This window comes from Polynucleobacter sp. AP-Ainpum-60-G11, from assembly GCF_018688375.1.
Taxonomy (GTDB): Bacteria; Pseudomonadota; Gammaproteobacteria; order Burkholderiales; family Burkholderiaceae; genus Polynucleobacter.
The window spans coordinates 960,897-977,148 of record NZ_CP061318.1; the positions used below are offsets into that span (position 1 = coordinate 960,897).

Annotated in this window: 18 protein-coding genes and 3 tRNA genes; 12 read left to right on the forward strand and 9 right to left on the reverse strand. The window is 45.8% G+C overall.

Annotated features, from left to right (window positions below):
* Positions 1-65 precede the first annotated feature (65 nt).
* From gltX to FD971_RS04970, 4 genes are all read left to right on the forward strand, one after another.
* Complete coding sequence (gltX, locus tag FD971_RS04955; protein WP_215333189.1) at positions 66-1,469, forward strand: glutamate--tRNA ligase; 1,404 nt, start codon at positions 66-68, stop codon at positions 1,467-1,469.
* Between the two features lie 82 nt (positions 1,470-1,551).
* A tRNA-Ala gene (locus FD971_RS04960) sits at positions 1,552-1,627 on the forward strand.
* A gap of 40 nt (positions 1,628-1,667) precedes the next feature.
* Positions 1,668-1,743: transfer RNA gene (locus FD971_RS04965), tRNA-Glu, on the forward strand.
* Between the two features lie 57 nt (positions 1,744-1,800).
* Positions 1,801-1,877 (forward strand) — tRNA-Asp (locus tag FD971_RS04970).
* Between the two features lie 53 nt (positions 1,878-1,930).
* Here FD971_RS04970 and FD971_RS04975 read toward each other — a convergent pair.
* Positions 1,931-2,755, reverse strand: a complete 825-nt coding sequence (locus tag FD971_RS04975; protein WP_215333190.1) for a M48 family metallopeptidase — start codon at positions 2,753-2,755, stop codon at positions 1,931-1,933.
* Between the two features lie 36 nt (positions 2,756-2,791).
* Complete coding sequence (locus tag FD971_RS04980; protein ID WP_215333191.1) at positions 2,792-3,391, reverse strand: hypothetical protein; 600 nt, start codon at positions 3,389-3,391, stop codon at positions 2,792-2,794.
* A 150-nt stretch (positions 3,392-3,541) separates the two neighbouring features.
* On the opposite strand from FD971_RS04980, the gene hyi reads away from it, so the two are divergent.
* From hyi to FD971_RS05000, 4 genes are read left to right on the forward strand one after another with little or no spacing between them, the layout of a single operon-like run.
* Complete coding sequence (gene hyi, locus FD971_RS04985) at positions 3,542-4,324, forward strand: hydroxypyruvate isomerase (RefSeq protein WP_215333192.1); 783 nt, start codon at positions 3,542-3,544, stop codon at positions 4,322-4,324.
* Between the two features lie 12 nt (positions 4,325-4,336).
* Entirely contained in the window at positions 4,337-5,236 is a 900-nt protein-coding gene (locus tag FD971_RS04990) for a 2-hydroxy-3-oxopropionate reductase (protein ID WP_215333193.1), read from the forward strand.
* A gap of 9 nt (positions 5,237-5,245) precedes the next feature.
* Positions 5,246-5,833 (forward strand): YqiA/YcfP family alpha/beta fold hydrolase, encoded by a 588-nt coding sequence (locus FD971_RS04995; RefSeq protein ID WP_215333194.1) that lies wholly within the window; start codon positions 5,246-5,248, stop codon positions 5,831-5,833.
* A 4-nt stretch (positions 5,834-5,837) separates the two neighbouring features.
* Positions 5,838-6,842 carry a DUF3108 domain-containing protein gene (locus FD971_RS05000; protein WP_251368579.1) on the forward strand — a complete coding sequence of 335 codons (1,005 nt, stop codon included), beginning with the start codon at positions 5,838-5,840 and terminating at the stop codon, positions 6,840-6,842.
* Positions 6,843-6,871: 29 nt separating this feature from the next.
* Here FD971_RS05000 and FD971_RS05005 read toward each other — a convergent pair whose 3' ends face one another.
* From FD971_RS05005 to mltG, 6 genes are all read right to left on the reverse strand, one after another.
* On the reverse strand, positions 6,872-7,411 hold the full coding sequence (locus FD971_RS05005; protein WP_215333195.1) for an ion channel: 540 nt from the start codon (positions 7,409-7,411) through the stop codon (positions 6,872-6,874).
* Between the two features lie 83 nt (positions 7,412-7,494).
* The gene (locus FD971_RS05010) at positions 7,495-8,196 is read right to left on the reverse strand and encodes an ankyrin repeat domain-containing protein (protein WP_215333196.1); all 702 of its coding nucleotides are present in this window, start codon (positions 8,194-8,196) and stop codon (positions 7,495-7,497) included.
* On the reverse strand, positions 8,193-8,981 hold the full coding sequence (locus tag FD971_RS05015; protein WP_215333197.1) for a TatD family hydrolase: 789 nt from the start codon (positions 8,979-8,981) through the stop codon (positions 8,193-8,195). The genes FD971_RS05010 and FD971_RS05015 overlap by 4 nt, the downstream gene beginning before the upstream one ends.
* A gap of 11 nt (positions 8,982-8,992) precedes the next feature.
* Positions 8,993-10,138, reverse strand: coding sequence for a DNA polymerase III subunit delta' (locus tag FD971_RS05020; RefSeq protein WP_251368580.1), 1,146 nt, complete (start codon positions 10,136-10,138; stop codon positions 8,993-8,995).
* On the reverse strand, positions 10,139-10,777 hold the full coding sequence (gene tmk, locus FD971_RS05025; RefSeq protein WP_215333198.1) for a dTMP kinase: 639 nt from the start codon (positions 10,775-10,777) through the stop codon (positions 10,139-10,141).
* A gap of 5 nt (positions 10,778-10,782) precedes the next feature.
* Entirely contained in the window at positions 10,783-11,859 is a 1,077-nt protein-coding gene (mltG, locus tag FD971_RS05030) for an endolytic transglycosylase MltG (protein WP_215333199.1), read from the reverse strand.
* Between the two features lie 19 nt (positions 11,860-11,878).
* Here mltG and FD971_RS05035 point away from each other — a divergent pair, with 19 nt between their 5' ends.
* On the forward strand, positions 11,879-12,886 hold the full coding sequence (locus tag FD971_RS05035) for a folate-binding protein YgfZ (protein WP_215333200.1): 1,008 nt from the start codon (positions 11,879-11,881) through the stop codon (positions 12,884-12,886).
* 25 nt (positions 12,887-12,911) lie between these two features.
* Positions 12,912-13,769 carry an NRDE family protein gene (locus FD971_RS05040; RefSeq protein WP_215333201.1) on the forward strand — a complete coding sequence of 286 codons (858 nt, stop codon included), beginning with the start codon at positions 12,912-12,914 and terminating at the stop codon, positions 13,767-13,769.
* Between the two features lie 20 nt (positions 13,770-13,789).
* Here the strand turns inward: FD971_RS05040 and FD971_RS05045 are convergent, their stop codons facing one another.
* Positions 13,790-14,272 carry a PaaI family thioesterase gene (locus FD971_RS05045; protein WP_215333202.1) on the reverse strand — a complete coding sequence of 161 codons (483 nt, stop codon included), beginning with the start codon at positions 14,270-14,272 and terminating at the stop codon, positions 13,790-13,792.
* Between the two features lie 55 nt (positions 14,273-14,327).
* On the opposite strand from FD971_RS05045, the gene FD971_RS05050 reads away from it, so the two are divergent.
* Both FD971_RS05050 and msrB read left to right on the forward strand, forming a co-directional pair.
* Positions 14,328-15,794: a YdiU family protein gene (locus FD971_RS05050; RefSeq protein WP_215333203.1), complete on the forward strand. Its 1,467-nt coding sequence runs from the start codon at positions 14,328-14,330 to the stop codon at positions 15,792-15,794.
* Between the two features lie 18 nt (positions 15,795-15,812).
* Complete coding sequence (msrB, locus tag FD971_RS05055; protein ID WP_215333204.1) at positions 15,813-16,226, forward strand: peptide-methionine (R)-S-oxide reductase MsrB; 414 nt, start codon at positions 15,813-15,815, stop codon at positions 16,224-16,226.
* Positions 16,227-16,252 lie beyond the last annotated feature (26 nt).

Consider the following 16,252-nt stretch of genomic DNA (forward strand, 5'->3'; position numbering starts at 1 on the left):
TGAAAGTATCCACTTTTTTGTGAGTAGAGGTACTAAATGGCGAAATCCTAGGCCGACCTGAGATAATGTCATTTATGCATATACGTACACGTTTCGCCCCCAGTCCAACGGGCTTTATTCACTTGGGCAACCTTCGCAGCGCTTTGTATCCTTGGGCTTTTGCCCGCCATAACAAAGGTGATTTCATATTGCGTATCGAAGATACCGATGTGGAGCGCTCGACCCAGGAAGCTGTCGATGTCATCATCGAAGGTATGGCATGGCTTGGCTTAGATTTGGACGAGGGCCCAATCTATCAAATGCAGCGTATTGATCGCTATCGTGAAGTCGTGAAGCAGATGCTAGATTCCGGCCTTGCTTACCCCTGCTATATGAGCGAAGAAGAGCTCAATAAACTGCGAGATCAGCAGATGGCAAATAAAGAAAAGCCTCGCTATAACGGGCAATGGCGTCCAGAACCCGGTAAAACTTTGCCAGAAGTTCCGGAAGGTGTTTTGCCGGTAATTCGTTTTAAAAATCCCATTGGCGGATCCGTCATTTGGGAAGATGCCGTTAAAGGCAAGATAGAAATTAGTAACGATGAGCTCGATGATTTAGTGATTGCCCGTCCTGATGGCACGCCAACCTATAACTTCTGCGTTGTCGTCGATGACCTAGATATGAATATTACTCATGTGATTCGTGGTGATGATCACGTGAATAATACGCCTCGCCAAATTAACATCATGAAGGCGCTTGGCGGCACGCCGCCGGTCTATGCCCACTTACCAACTGTCCTGAATGACTCTGGTGAAAAAATGAGTAAGCGCAATGGCGCTATGAGTGTGCGTGATTACCAAAAAGCAGGGTATCTTCCTGAAGCTATTCTGAATTACCTGGCAAGACTTGGTTGGTCCCATGGCGATGCAGAGATTTTCACGAAAGAGCAGTTTGTGAATTGGTTTGACTTGGATAGCCTTGGTCGATCACCTGCACAGCATAATCCTGAAAAACTGCTTTGGTTGAACCATCAATATATTCAGAACGCAGACCCAGCTGTTTTGGCTGAGGCGACTAAGCCATTCGCTCATGCCATAGGCATTGATACGGAAAGAGGTCCAGACTTTGTGCAAGTCGTTGCACTTCTCAAAGATCGCGCGAATACCTTGATTGAAATTGCAGAGGGCGCAAAGCTGTTTTATTTGCCAGCACCGGTACATCATGCCGAACAAATTGCTGCAAATATTCCAGCTGAAATCATTCCAGCACTAAAAGATTTAATTGAAGCGGTTAAATCTGCAGAGCATACAAAAGCGGCCTATGGCGCAGCCTTTAAAGAAGTCTTAGCCAAGCATCAGATCAAAATGCCAGCATTAGCAATGCCTGTTCGTTATGCTTTATTTGCGACAACGCAGACGCCCGCTATTGATTCTGTCCTAGTTGTTTTGGGCAAGGCTGAAGCTGTAGAAAGGCTCTCTAAGGTCGTCTAAGGGCAGAATTTGCGTCCTCCTACAAAAATAGGATAAAATCTTGGATTGTTTTGAGTGTCTTGTAGATTTTTAGCGAGATTACGGGGGTATAGCTCAGCTGGGAGAGCGCTTGCATGGCATGCAAGAGGTCAGCGGTTCGATCCCGCTTATCTCCACCAAGCATTTAAAATAGCAGCATTAGTTTTAGTAGTAGTCCAGGTCCCCATCGTCTAGAGGCCTAGGACATCACCCTTTCACGGTGAGTACGGGGGTTCGAATCCCCCTGGGGACGCCAAAATTTTTGGCTAGTTGTGAGCAGTAAGAAGTGACACAAGTAGCATGCGATGTACTTGGAGCGGTAGTTCAGTTGGTTAGAATATCGGCCTGTCACGCCGAGGGTCGCGGGTTCGAGTCCCGTCCGCTCCGCCAAGTAAGTTTAAAAAGCCCCTGCAAAAGGGGCTTTTTTCATTTCAGGGAACTTATTAAAGCCTCTTTGTGGGCGGCGGTTTAGGCGCAGCTTTATACAAAGGCTCCACTGCAGGCATAAGAGCCGTTAACTGCTCAATGCGGGTTTCACCAGAAGGGTGGGTTGATAAGAACTCTGGAGAGCTTTTGTCTTTAGTTGCCTTCAGCATCTTTTGCCAAACACTAATAGCGCCCATGGGGTTATAGCCCGCTCTTGCGGCTAGCTCCAAACCGATTGCATCAGCCTCTGACTCGTTCTCCCTGGAGTTTGGTAAAACAATAGCGTATTGCGCCACTTGATTGGCTGCGTTCACAGCGGAACCATAGGGCCCAGCTACAGCCATAGCAATATTGACCAATACATTTTGCGCTGCAGCTTGAGATACTCGTTCTCTACCATGCTCTCGCAATGCATGAGCGATTTCGTGACCCATGATGGCAGCAATTTCATCATCATTCAGATTGAGTTGTTCAATAATTCCCGTATAGAAGGTGATCTTTCCTCCGGGTGCGCAGGTAGCATTCAGTACGGGAGCATCTATGAGGGTAAGACGCCAATCCCACTGCCTGGTGTCATCACGAAAAGCCTCGGTCTGTGGAATCAACCTATTCGCTATAAACTTCAAGCGATCATAAGTAGGTCCAGACGTAAGCAATATATTTTTTTCCTTTGCTTTTTGGTTTTGCTCGTTATAGCTGGCTGCTGAAAGGCGATTGACATCCTCAGAGGATGCCATCATGAATTGGGAGCGGTTGACGCCCACTGCTCCAGGGCGAGTAGTGCTAGCACATGCTGAGAGCAGTGCTAAGAGGGCAAGGACCCATAGAATACGAAAGCTCAAATGAAGTCCTTGCTAGTACTGCGTGTTGATTTCAGATTACTTCTTTTTAGGTGTTGTAATCGATGCGGCCATGGCATCAAAGTAAATCACCTTTACTTGTTCACCAACATTCACATCAGCTAACAATTGTGGGTTCTTAACGGTAACTACAGTAACTTTCCCGCTAGGACCCTTTACTGAAACTAGTTTCTTAGGGCGATCTACTGCAACGATATCGGCAATGATCGTGGTGGTATTTGTAATGGTGCGAGTTGGTTTTTCGCCTGGCTTGGAAGTAAGTTCAGAAGAAGTTTCAACCTTGCTGCGAATGCCATCACTCTTCGTTTTAATCAACTCAATGGCAACGGCCAATTCATAAGTAACGTTGAGGCGATCACCTTTTTTAATTTGATCAAAGTTTTTAATCTCAGGACCAGCTACAAACTTAGATTCACCTTCATTGTTTTTAAAGAAAATTGTCCGTGTTTTCTTATCAATCTTAGTAACAGTACCCTCATACAATTGATAAATATTATCGGTAACAGCTGCATCAACGACCACGGCATTCGCTGCGCTGGGTGCTTGAGCCATCACAAGTGCTGGACCAGATAATAGGGCGGCCGCTACGAGGCTAATTGGGGCGAATTGAATTTTCATAACTTTCCTTAATGTTGAGTGCTTCCATCAATATTAGCGTATTTTTATGCCCAATTTCGCCTAAAACACGGTCTCCGAGCCCCCAAGGAAATTTATAGGCTTCTTTGATAACATCAGTTCTTTTGCAGCACTTTGAATAAAAGGAATGAGATGCCCCGTTTTGCCGCCAACCTCACCATGCTTTTCAATGAAGTTCCATTCTTGGAGCGTTTTGCGCTTGCCAAGACGGGCGGGTTTAAAGCCGTTGAATTTCTTTTTCCTTACGATTTTGATGTGCAAGCAATTAAATCCGCTTTAGATAACAACGCGCTAAAGCTAGCGCTCCACAATCTACCAGCTGGTGATTGGAATGCCGGTGAGCGTGGAATTGCCTGCTTACCTGATCGTGTGACTGAGTTCCGCGCTGGGGTTGCTAAAGCCATTGAGTGCGCCACGATACTTGGGGTACCTCAATTAAATTGTCTGGCTGGTAAAGCACCATCAGGAGCAGATCCAATAGCTCTCTATGACACCTTTGTTGGCAATCTTCAATATGCGGCGAGCGAACTCAAAAAGGTAGGACTAAAACTGCTGATAGAGCCTATCAATACCTTTGATATTCCTAGTTTTTATTTATCTAAGACGGAGCAGGGCATTGCCATCTTAGATGCAGTTGCTGCAGATAACGCTTTTTTACAATACGACATTTACCATGCACAACGTATGGAAGGCGAATTGGCTAACACCATTCAAAAGTATTTCAGCAGGATTGCGCATATTCAATTGGCTGATAACCCAGGGCGCAATGAGCCGGGTACCGGGGAAATCAATTACGAATATCTGTTTGGACTGTTAGATCGCCTTGGATATGCTGGATATATCGGCTGCGAATATAAACCCCTTAAGACTACTGAAGCTGGTCTTGGGTGGATGAATCAATACGAACAAGAATAAAAAAAGGATTGCATGATGAGTAAATTAAAACTAGGTTTTATTGGTCTTGGAATTATGGGCGCTCCTATGGCGGGGCATTTGGTTGCTGCTGGTCACCAGGTATTTATTAACACTCGTAGCAAGATCCCCGAAGAGCTTGCAAATAGTGCCGCGACTCCATGCTCCAGCCCCGCAGAAGTTGCCAATAAGGCAGACATCATCATTACGATGGTGCCTGATACTCCCGATGTTGAAAAAGTTCTCTTTGGCGAAAGCGGTATTGCATCTGGATTGAGCAAAGGCAAAATTGTTGTAGATATGAGTTCGATCTCACCAATCGCAACTAAAGATTTTGCTAAACAAATTAATACGCTAGGATGCGAGTATCTAGATGCGCCCGTTTCCGGCGGTCAACTTGGTGCTAAAGGCGCAACTCTCACCATCATGGTGGGTGGCAGTGAAGAGACCTTTGCGAAAGTAAAGCCCGTATTTGAGTTGATGGGCAAGAACATCACCTTAGTTGGCGGAAATGGCGCCGGTCAAATCACGAAGGTTGCGAACCAAATTATTGTGGCTTTAAATATTGAAGCAGTTGCTGAAGCGCTGGTGTTTGCCTCGAAGGCTGGTGCAGATCCCGCCAAAGTTCGCGAAGCATTAATGGGCGGCTTTGCTAGCTCCAAGATCTTGGAAGTTCATGGCGATCGAATGATTAAGCGCACATTTGATCCTGGGTTTAGGATTGAATTACATCAAAAAGATTTAAGTCTCGCCCTCAGTAGCGCTAAAGCCTTGGGCGTCTCATTACCTAATACGGCGACTGCACAAGAGCTATTGAATTCTTGCAGCGCCCATGGAGGCAAAGCTTGGGATCATTCGGCGATGGTTAAGGCCTTAGAAAAAATGGCGAACTTTGAAATTGGTCAGAAGGCTTAAAAGAAACTTATGAGAACAACGCTGTTGGTTTATCTTCATGGTTTTCGCTCCTCCCCGAATTCAACTAAGGCAGTGATGACTGGTGAAGCGGTGAAAGCGCTTTCTACGTCTGAACATAGCTATGAATGGTATTGCCCCCAACTGCTGGCATCTCCTGGGCAAAGCGTGGATATGGTCGTTCAACATATCGATCAATCTAAAGCAGATCGCATAGTCATCATCGGATCTTCTTTGGGCGGCTTTTATACCAATTATCTTGCCGAGAAATATCAATGCAAAGGGATTGTCTTAAATCCTGCTGTTTACGCAGCAAGAGAATTAGAGCCTCATGTTGGCATGATGACTGCCTACGACAGTGAAGAGCCTTTTGATTTCAAGGCTGAATATATTGATGAACTGCGCGCATTGCAGGTTGAACGAATTACTGATCCAAAACGGTATTTTTTAATTGCTGCAAAAGGCGATGAACTCCTGGATTGGAAAGAAATGGTTGCCTTTTATCCTGGATCAAAACAGCTCATTCTTGAAGGAAGCGATCATGGCATTGCTGACTATGCCACCCATTTACCAGCTGTAATCGAATTTATCGAGCATTGATGCCTTGATTGAATCGCTAGGCAATTCATTTCACTTCATACGCAGAAGATCTCTGTGGATTCTGATTGCCGCCATTTTTCTATCGGTCCTTGGGCACCTGATTTTATTTTTTGGGATTCCATTTATTTCTTTTGGTAGCGCGCCACCCATAGCGGAAGATCTAATCATCAAAACGGATCTCCGTGTTGAACCCCCCAAGAAGATTCAACTCACTAGCAAACCAAAGAAAAAAACTTCACCCAGAAAAACCAATGCCGTAACAGCAGATCCATTGTCAGATCAAGACAGAGGGGAGCAGGGTGCATTAGGCAATCAATCCGGTCAGGCTTTTCGCCTTCCTGATTCAGGCACCTATTATTTTGATGCCTATGTTGATGGGCAGCTATATCAAACTGCCCAGTTAGATTGGATTACCGAGGGGAATAATTACCGCCTCTATATCAATATTCCTTATGCAGTTGTTGGCCCGTTTGTATTTGAATCGCGGGGTTCAGTTGATGCCTATGGGATAGCGCCATCAATCTACTGGACGCAGCGGGGTGCGAAGCCACCACGTTATTCTCGTTTTGACAGGGATCAGGGTGGAGGAGGGAGGATGTACTTCTCTGAAAAGCCTGAGTTCACACCTGATCTTTTGCCGGGAACCCAGGATCGATTTAGTCTTATGTTTCAATTTGCCTCGCTATTAAATGGTAGCGACAAGATCGACGATGCGGGAACCATCCGAGCGCTTCCCGTTGTTGACTACAACACGCTCGAAATGTGGCAATTTAAAAGCTATGGTGAAACTGAATCTGAGGATATTCCCAGCCTCGGTAAATCTGTGAATCGCCGCTATGCACTCATGCAACGTGAAAATGACCCATACAAGCGCCAGGTTGATATCTGGCTGGCAAAGGATCTTGATTGGCTGCCAGGGAGAATGCGCTCCCTAGAGTCCAATGGGCGTGTTTTAGAGTTAGTCTTTAAGCAGAAGGCACCGATCGATAAGGCAAAGTTCATTAACTAGCTTGGAAATCTGCTTAACTGGGCTTTCTACTAGAATCCGGCCCCAGACTTGGGGTTCTGATTTGAGCGGTTTAGTAAGGCGCCCATCATGGAGTACAAGGCTGCACCAGACATCGACACCGCAAAGATGCCAGAGAATGAAATGATGATGGGCAAGATTCTCCATTGCTCAGACAGGTTATATGTCCCAAATCCTACCGTGGTGTACATCTCGCCAGCAAAATAGAAAGTCTGCGGATTGGTTGGAAATACCTGCAAAGCTACGCAGAGATAGGCCCAAGCGACGATTTCTGCCAAGTGACTACCAATAATTAACAAAATAGCGATGAAATACGACAAGAAATTGGCCCCATAAACCCGTTTGTTTTCTAGCTTTTGATCTAACCAATGAAATGCTCCCGCGATCATCAGAACAGCCACACCATGAAAAGTGAGCATCAGGCAGGCTAGTACCAGCACAATCCAAATCTGGCTATTGCCCATATCCGTATTGATCTCAGCAAATAAGGTATTGAAACTTGGCAGATTTTGAAAGCCGGGGAGTTTGGTAATTTGGTCTAGTAGGTCCATGAAGCGCCTGTTTTAGTCTATTGCTTTACTTTGATTTCTTGTTTGACATAATAATGATTATACGCAATCAGCATATATATTAATTATGTAGGAGACTTCTTCGGACCACCTGGATACGGCTCTTTATAGAGCTTCTGCCATCTGGACTTCAGACCGTCACGAATATCGTCCTTACCAAAAAGCTGAGCAATATCTATGGCCGTGTAGCCTTCATGATTTCTCATACTTAAGTCGGCACCATTATCTAAAAGGTACTTAATCAGAAGCTCATTACCTGATCCAATAGCCATCATCAATGGGGTTGTCTCACTAGGACTTAAGGCATTTACCTGAGCTCCATTAGCCAACAGGAACTCAACAATCTGAAGATGTCCATTAGTAGCTGCGTAATGAATTGGCGACCAGCCAGGCTTATTAACTGCAGCCTTTTTATCTAATACCAAGACCTTGACAAAAGGCAGGTTGCCATCAAAAGCAGCCATCATTAGCGGGTTTTCACCGCTTTTATTGGCCAAATTAACCTGAATGGCTGGATTAGATAGCAATAAATCCGCAACCTTAAAGGATTTATCGCGGATGGCAACTGTCAACATGGGGTTGCCTTTCGGATCGAGTGTATTTGGACTTACTCCATCCTTCAGCAAAGACTTGACCTCAGAAACATCATCAAACTTTGCTGCTTTAGTGAAGTCAGTAATTTGATCGGGGGTTTGGGCAAGCACAACGCTTGATAAGGACAAAAAGGCAATGCTGAATGCCCATGTAAGTTTAAATGAATTTCTCATGAAAGCGATCTATTTATCTGAAAACATTGGAAAAAATTGCTTGAAGTTTGCTCAGCTAGTCTTTCAACTGGAACACCCTTCAAATCAGCAACAAATTCACCCACCTTGGAAACCCAGGCTGGCTCATTGGTCTTGCCACGATATGGAATCGGAGCCAAATAGGGAGAGTCTGTCTCAATCAACATGCGATCCAAAGGCACCTGCTTACAGGTTTCCTGAAGATCCTTGGCACTCTTGAAGGTCACAATCCCTGAAAATGAGATGTAAAAGCCCATTTCCATGGCGGCCTTGGCCACTTCGGTAGTTTCTGTAAAGCAATGCATGACCCCGCCAATTTGATCCGCACCCTCCTCTTTTAGGATTCTGAGGGTATCGGCTGAAGATGATCGTGTGTGAATGATCAAAGGCTTCTGAGAGGCAATAGCAGCCCTGATATGGGTCCTGAAGCGTTCTCTTTGCCATTCCATGGACTCGTAGCTACGATCACCCATTCGGTAGTAATCCAAGCCAGTTTCACCAATGGCAACGATTTTGGGGTGCTTAGCCTCGTTAACTAAAAATTCAAAGCTGGGCTCTTGCGTATCTTCATAATCCGGATGCACGCCAACAGAAGCATATAAATGGGCATGATCCTCAGCCAACTGTCGCACCTTAGGAAAATCAGGTATGTCCACCGATACACAAAGAGCATGACTCACCTTACAGGTGGCCATATTGGCCAGAACCTCAGGTAGACGGGTTTGAAATTCAGGAAAGTCGAGGTGGCAATGGGAGTCTATAAACATGACTCGCCATTTTAATCTTCAAATACCTGCTGGTATTGAGAAAGCAATGCTTCGAGTTGGATGCGCGTGGCTAAGGGGTGGTTTTCATGCCTTCGGGCTTGAATTAAAGACTTCCAAAAACGTAACAACTTCGGTAAACGGGCTTGTTGAGCGAGAGTCTTGATTGCAGACTCATGTTTTGGGTAATAACGAGGCGAACCCATTTGAGCGCAACTTTGCAAGTCTGAGACCCAGCGTTGCATAGTGGCTAATAAAACGGAATAGCGGGCTTTTTGCGTCTTATCTGCTGCATCTAACCAATTGATACGAGCACCTTGAGACATCGCCTGCAATAAATATCGGGATGCTTGAATAGCTATCGTCAGTTCATCTTTTTCATCTTTATTGTGACGGGCGATTAAGGACTCTAAAACTGAATAAGGAGCCCCACCCTGCTCATCGTAAATTGACTCCATATCAGCATCACTGATTTTCAAGTCGGCCATAGAGCTCAGTTGTTTTCGCAACCAAAGTAATCCACTCGCTCGATCTGGCCTTGGCGCTGATAGCAAGCGACAGCGCGAGCGTATGGTTGGCAAAACGCGATCCAAACGATCCGCCAGCAAAATAAAGATGGTATTTTTTGGTGGTTCCTCTAGAGACTTCAGCAAGGTGTTGGCGGAGTCTGGCCTCAGCATCTCTAAGGGATAAACCAGGATGACCCGATTTCCACCGCGGTGGGTTCCAATCGAAAGACCTTCAATGGCACTCCGAGCATCTTCAATTGCAATACTCTTCTTTTCTTTTTTCTCGGGTGCATCACTATCAACATCAGCTTGGCTAACTTTAGATTTTTTAGGTGATTCAGTCTCGGAATCAAAATCACCGTGTGGCAAGAGCTTACGGTGCGTCTCGGGAACGAGTGCAATAAAGTCAGGGTGATTAGCGGAATTGAACCACCTACAAGCTTCGCAGTGATTGCAAGGTTTACTACCTGCCGATGTCTCGCATAAGAGCGCTTTCGCCAATTCAATAGCAAATTCAAACTTACCAATACCAGATTGGCCATGGATCAGAACAGCATTTGGAAATTCATCCAGGCTCATGCCATTCCAAAGCGGCTCTAGCCAGGGGGCAATTTTCTGGCTACTCTCATGCGGAAACATCAGATCACTCATTTAGAGCTGAATCTCCAGGGACTGAATGTCGCTCCAAATAATTTCTGGGGTTCTGGTGGCATCTACTAGATAAAAGCGTTTTGGATCAGCCTTTGCTCTACGCAGATACTCTTGGCGAACCTTTTCAAAAAAATCTAAATCCATCTTCTCAAACTTATCGGGCACCCTCACCTTTGATCTCCTAGACTCTGCAATGGAGCCAGGTAAATCAAATAAGAATGTGAGATTGGGTTGTAGTAATGTGCCATCTGATCGGCCTTGCACCCACCGCTCTAGATCATTTAACTTCTCAAGGCTTAAACCGCGACCTCCACCTTGATAGGCAAAGCTAGCATCCGTAAAGCGATCAGAGATCACAACCTTTCCAGCGCTCAGTGCCGGCTCGATCACCTGAGCAATATGTTCACGACGGGCAGCAAACATCAGCAAGGCCTCGGTTTCTAGATTCATGGGGGCATCAAGCAATAAAGCGCGAAGTTGTTCGCCTAATTGAGTGCCCCCCGGCTCTCGAGTCATAACAACATCACGATCTGGATAACGCTCTTTTAAAAGCTTTCCAAAGGCGTCAATGTGGGTACTCTTTCCCGCACCATCAATGCCCTCAAAACTAATGAAATAACCTGGAAATGGAGTAGTCATAGTAATTACTGAGAAGTCGATTTAGTTTTCGCGTTACGTTTGCGTTGAAATTGATCAACAACGCTTTCATGCTCTTGTAAAGTTTTGGAGAAATGGCTGCTACCATCCCCGCGCGCGACAAAATAGATAGCGTCGCTTTTTGCTGGATGCATCACAGCCTGGAGAGATTCCTTGCTTGGTATTGCAATTGGGGTGGGAGGCAAACCTTTGCGCATGTAAGTATTGTAGGGACTGTCTTTCCGTAAATCTGTTTTTCGGAGATTGCCGTCAAATTGAGGTCCAATACCATAAATCACAGTTGGATCAGTCTGCAAGGGCATATTGACCTTGAGGCGATTCACAAATACTGCGGCTACCAGAGCGCGGTCACTGGAGCGCCCTGTCTCCTTTTCTACAATCGATCCCAAAATCAAAAGGTCGTAGGGTGTTTTTATGGGGGAATCAGGCTCTCGTTGATCCCAGGCAGCAGTTAGCTGCTTCTGCATTGCTTTGGATGCTCTGCGATAAATTGAAATATCGGAATCATCCGGATCGAAAATATAGGTGTCGGGATAAAAAAGGCCCTCGTCTCCAGGATATGAGAGATCAATAGCCTGTAACAGCTCCTTGGAACTCAACCCTTTAGTGTTGTGAATTAATGCTGGGTGACTATCAATCAGGCTTCTCAGCTGCCATATGGTCATACCTGGAATGATGGCCACACTTTCGCGAACCCGATCACCGCGCGCTATTTGCAACAGAATGTTGCCTAGGCTGGCACGGGGCGGTAATAGATAGGTGCCGGGCTTTAGCTTAGAGCCGATAAAAAGTGCTCTTGCTGCCAACTGAAAACTCAGTCCATTAACAGAAATCCCCTGCTCTGAAAGCTGACCTGCAATTGCTGATAGCCCGGATTGTGGATTAATTTTGATCTTGTAAGCTGTGTTTTCTGCAATATTTGATTTAGAGGGCACGACGGGCCATAAAAAGATGGCGCCATATAAAAGGATCAAAAAGACTATAAGGTAGATCGCAAGCGATTTCCACAGGCCGCCTTTTGAATGCTTTATAAAAAGAGTTCTTCTCTGAAATTTTCTGCTCATCAAGCTATGATAAAAGCACATGACCTTAAGCACAGAAAACACCATAATGCCCGCCACTAGCCTGAATCACGGATTGACCGCTTTACCCAATTGGGGGTTGATCCTAGTGGAAGGTCCAGATGCTGCCACCTTACTTCAAAGCCAGTTAAGTAACTCGGTTATTAGCTTGAAGCGCACCCACATAGGCGAAATCGCCCAGAGTTCCGAGGCTGTTCGCCTCGTTGGTTACTGCAACCCTAAGGGGCGCCTCTTAGCAAGCGCATGGCTTGGCCTCTTTCCTGAATCCGATGACTCCGATGATCGCTTCGCCCTTTTTATCTCAAAAGATATTGCGGCCAGCACGGCTAAGCGTCTATCGATGTATGTGCTGCGATCTAAAGTCAAAGTAATCGACGCTTCAAATGACTGGGATGTATTGGGCTCTTATCACAATGAATTTGGTCAACAGCAATTCCCGGCAACAAAGGAATCTATCGCATTACGACTACCGAACGTGCTCAGTCACAATCAAACATATCAGCGCACTCTTGTTGCACAAAGAAAATCTGAAACTAATCCATCTTCAGTGGATGAGAGCGCCCTCCTGCAGTGGAATTCTCTTGAGGTATTCAGTGCAATACCGCGCATTGTGCTGGCCACTCAAGAACAGTTTGTTCCGCAAATGATCAATTTTGAATCCGTAGCGGGTGTGGATTTCAAAAAAGGGTGTTATCCAGGCCAAGAAATTGTTGCTCGCAGCCAGTACCGTGGCGCAGTCAAGCGTAGGCTTCAACTTGCGCATACTGATTTCAGCGATACAGCACTCGACTTTGCAAAACCTGGCGTTGAGTTATTTCATGAAAGTGATGCTGCCCAGCCATGTGGCATGGTGGTTCTTGCAGCCCCCAACCCAGGCAATGGCAAGCGCATCGATCTTCAAGTCGAATGCAAGTTGGATGCCTTAGAGGCCGGAATGATTCATCTGGGCAGTAGCAATGGGCCTGTGTTACAAATAGATACCCTTCCCTACCCCTTATTAGAAATTTAATTTCTCAGTTACCACTTCATTTCTTATGTGCCTCATTCTCTTTGCCTGGAAATCCCATCCAGACTACCCTTTGGTGGTAGCTGCAAATCGAGATGAATTTTATGAACGTGATACTGACCCGATGGGCTGGTGGCCAGAGCACCCCCATTTATTGGCTGGCAAGGACCGAGCTGATGTTTTGGGTAGTCCAGGCACATGGCTTGGGTTTACGAAGACCGGTCGTTTTGCCGCCCTGACTAATGTGCGAGCTCCTAGTGAAAAAAATCCAGACGCAAGAACTCGTGGTGAACTGAGCTTACGTTATTTAACAGGGCAACATAAGCCACAGGATTACGTCCAAGAAAACGCAAAACGTTTTGAGCAATACAACGGCTTTAATTTATTAATGGCAGATCTGAGCGATCCGGAGAATGCCGAAATGCACTGGGTTAGCAATCGACTGATGATGGGCCAACAAATTCGTCAGCGTAAAGTGTTTCCTGAGCAAGCCTTGAGTCCTGGAGTTTATGGCCTATCCAATGCCATGTTAGATACTCCATGGCCCAAAGTGAATCACCGAGTTGCTGCATTTGCTCAAACTTTGGCGATGGATAGCGGCCAACTCAAAAATGCGGATCATTATTTACGCGTACTAGCGGACACACATGAGGCTAGCCCACAAGAATTACCCAATACGGGAGTTAATCCAGATTGGGAAAGAGCTTTATCTGCTGCATTTATCAAAACACCTTCATATGGAACGAGATCCAGCACGATTTTGCGCGTTCGTAAAGATGGACAGTTTGAAATGGTAGAAAGACGTTTTGACGCAAACGGTACCGTTGGTCATGATGTTATCACTGGAGAGCTGAGCGCTGCTCCAGGATCCAACCTCTCTGTTTAGCAAGTCAACAGGCTCGATAATTACTTTTTACGCGAGTCTTCGTTCACCACTCGATCACCATTGGCATCTTTGGCAGCTAGTCGCTTGAGAAACTGAAAAGTCCCAGTTGCCATGCAGCAGATTTCACCTTGATCGTTGTACAGCTTGGCTTCGCAAAATGCCATCGTGGCGGTACGTCTCACAGTATCAGCTTTTACACGCAAGATGCCATTGGCAGCCTGCATAAAGTTATTCTTCATTTCTACAGTGACAACACTACGATCACTTGGATCGCCTGAGCGAGCGGCAACTGCCATCGCTACGTCCATGAGGGTGAGCAAGACACCGCCATGAGCCACATCCCAAGTATTGGTGTGCTCAGGCTTGAGGGCTAGCAGAATTTCACCTTTACCCATTTCGGCGGTAATCAAACGCACGCCAAGGAGCTTTAAAAAGGGAACATTCAGTTCCTCGCCCAGATTGGCAAGCTGAGTTGCCGCATTCAGTTGTACTTTATTTGTCATAGGGTCATTTTAGAGGCTTCTGCGATGCTTGTGAATTACCCATAGAATACAAAACATGCCATTTACCCTCCGCGGCGATGATGTTTGCCAGCCAACGCCACCTACTCCCCTGCCCAATCCCTATTGGGTGGCATTTTCTGCTGATGCTGCAAATTTGATTCACATTAAGCTTGGAGCTAATGGCTTACCCCAAGATGAACACTGGCTTGATGTATTGGCAGGGAATGAATTGCATGTTGGTGAATATACTTTCTCAAACCCCATCTCAACAGCCTACAGCGGTCATCAATTTGGCTCGTGGGCCGGGCAGTTGGGTGATGGACGCGCTATTTTGCTCGGCGACATCCATCATCAAGAGCTCCAATTAAAAGGCGCTGGTAGGACGCACTATTCCAGAATGGGTGATGGCAGAGCTGTTTTAAGATCATCCATTCGTGAGTTTTTATGCAGTGAAGCGATGCATGCACTTGGCATACCCACTAGCCGTGCACTTGCTGTCGTCGGCTCAAAGCAAGCTGTTAGACGGGAAACTCTAGAAACTGCGGCAGTATGCTCGCGGATTGCCTCCAGCTTCATTCGCGTTGGTCACTTTGAGCATTTTGCTTCTCTTCAAAATAATGTCCGCCTGAAAGAATTGGCAGACCTTCTCATATCAGAGTTTTATCTAGAGTGCAGGAAAGAGAAAGATCCCTACTTAAATTTGTTTAAGGCAATTTCCTCTCGTAACGCCAAATTAGTTGCTCAGTGGCAATCAGTTGGATTCTGTCATGGCGTCTTAAATAGCGACAACATCAGTGCCTTAGGCCTCACCATTGACTACGGCCCCTTTGGATTTTTAGACCACTTTGAAATCGATCACATCTGTAACCATAGTGATCAAGGCGGCCGCTATGCCTATCATCGCCAGCCACAAATCATGCATTGGAATATGGCATGCCTTGCAAGTGCAATGCTGCCCTTGCTCGAGTTAGAGCACTCGCCAGAAGAGTCTCAGAATCTTTTGCGCTCAGCCCTCGAGGAGTTTCCCGTAATCTATGCCAAAGAATGGCAGCAGTTATTTCGCCTCAAACTGGGATTGCAATTAGCGCATGATGGTGACACCAAATTAATAGAGCGCCTCCTGCAAGCAATGCATGACTCTCAGGTTGATTTCACCAGCTTCTTCCGAAGCCTGAGTCATATTGGCAAGGACTCCAAGCCATCAGATATTGCCCAACGAGATCAATTTATTGATCGCGACAATATCGATCATTGGTTGAACGATTACATCGATAGACTTCAGCTTGAAGATATGAGCGATGAATCACGAAGAGAGTTGATGAATCACTCTAATCCAAAGTACATCCTGAGAAATCATTTAGCGCAAGCGGCAATTGAGAAAGCCCAGCAAGATGATTTTTCTGAAATAGAAAAATTACATCGGGTACTAAGCAAACCCTTCGATGAGCAGCTGGAATATGATGCGTACTCAAAACCTCCACCTCTCGATATGCAGCGCGTTGCAGTTAGCTGCTCCTCTTAACTTGAAATATTGATTGCCATGACTAAAAAAACAAATCAAGAATATAAAAATGTATTGAACGATATTCAATATCGAGTAACGCGTGAGGCGGCAACAGAGAGGCCATTTTCTGGGGAATATTGGGATCACTGGGCAAACGGTCAATATCGTTGCATCTGCTGTGATACCCCCCTATTTCAATCTACTACCAAATTTGATGCTGGCTGTGGTTGGCCAAGTTATAACGCACCAGAAAATACCGCAGCTATAACTGAAATTCGGGATATGTCTCATGGCATGATTCGTACAGAAGTACGCTGCACTGAATGCGATGCCCATTTAGGACATGTTTTTGATGATGGCCCACAACCAACCGGGCTGCGCTACTGCATTAACTCGGCATCCCTGAAATTTGAACCCTCCGAGAACGCTGCTCCCAGTAAAACTGAATAACTGATAAATAGCTGGATAATCACCGC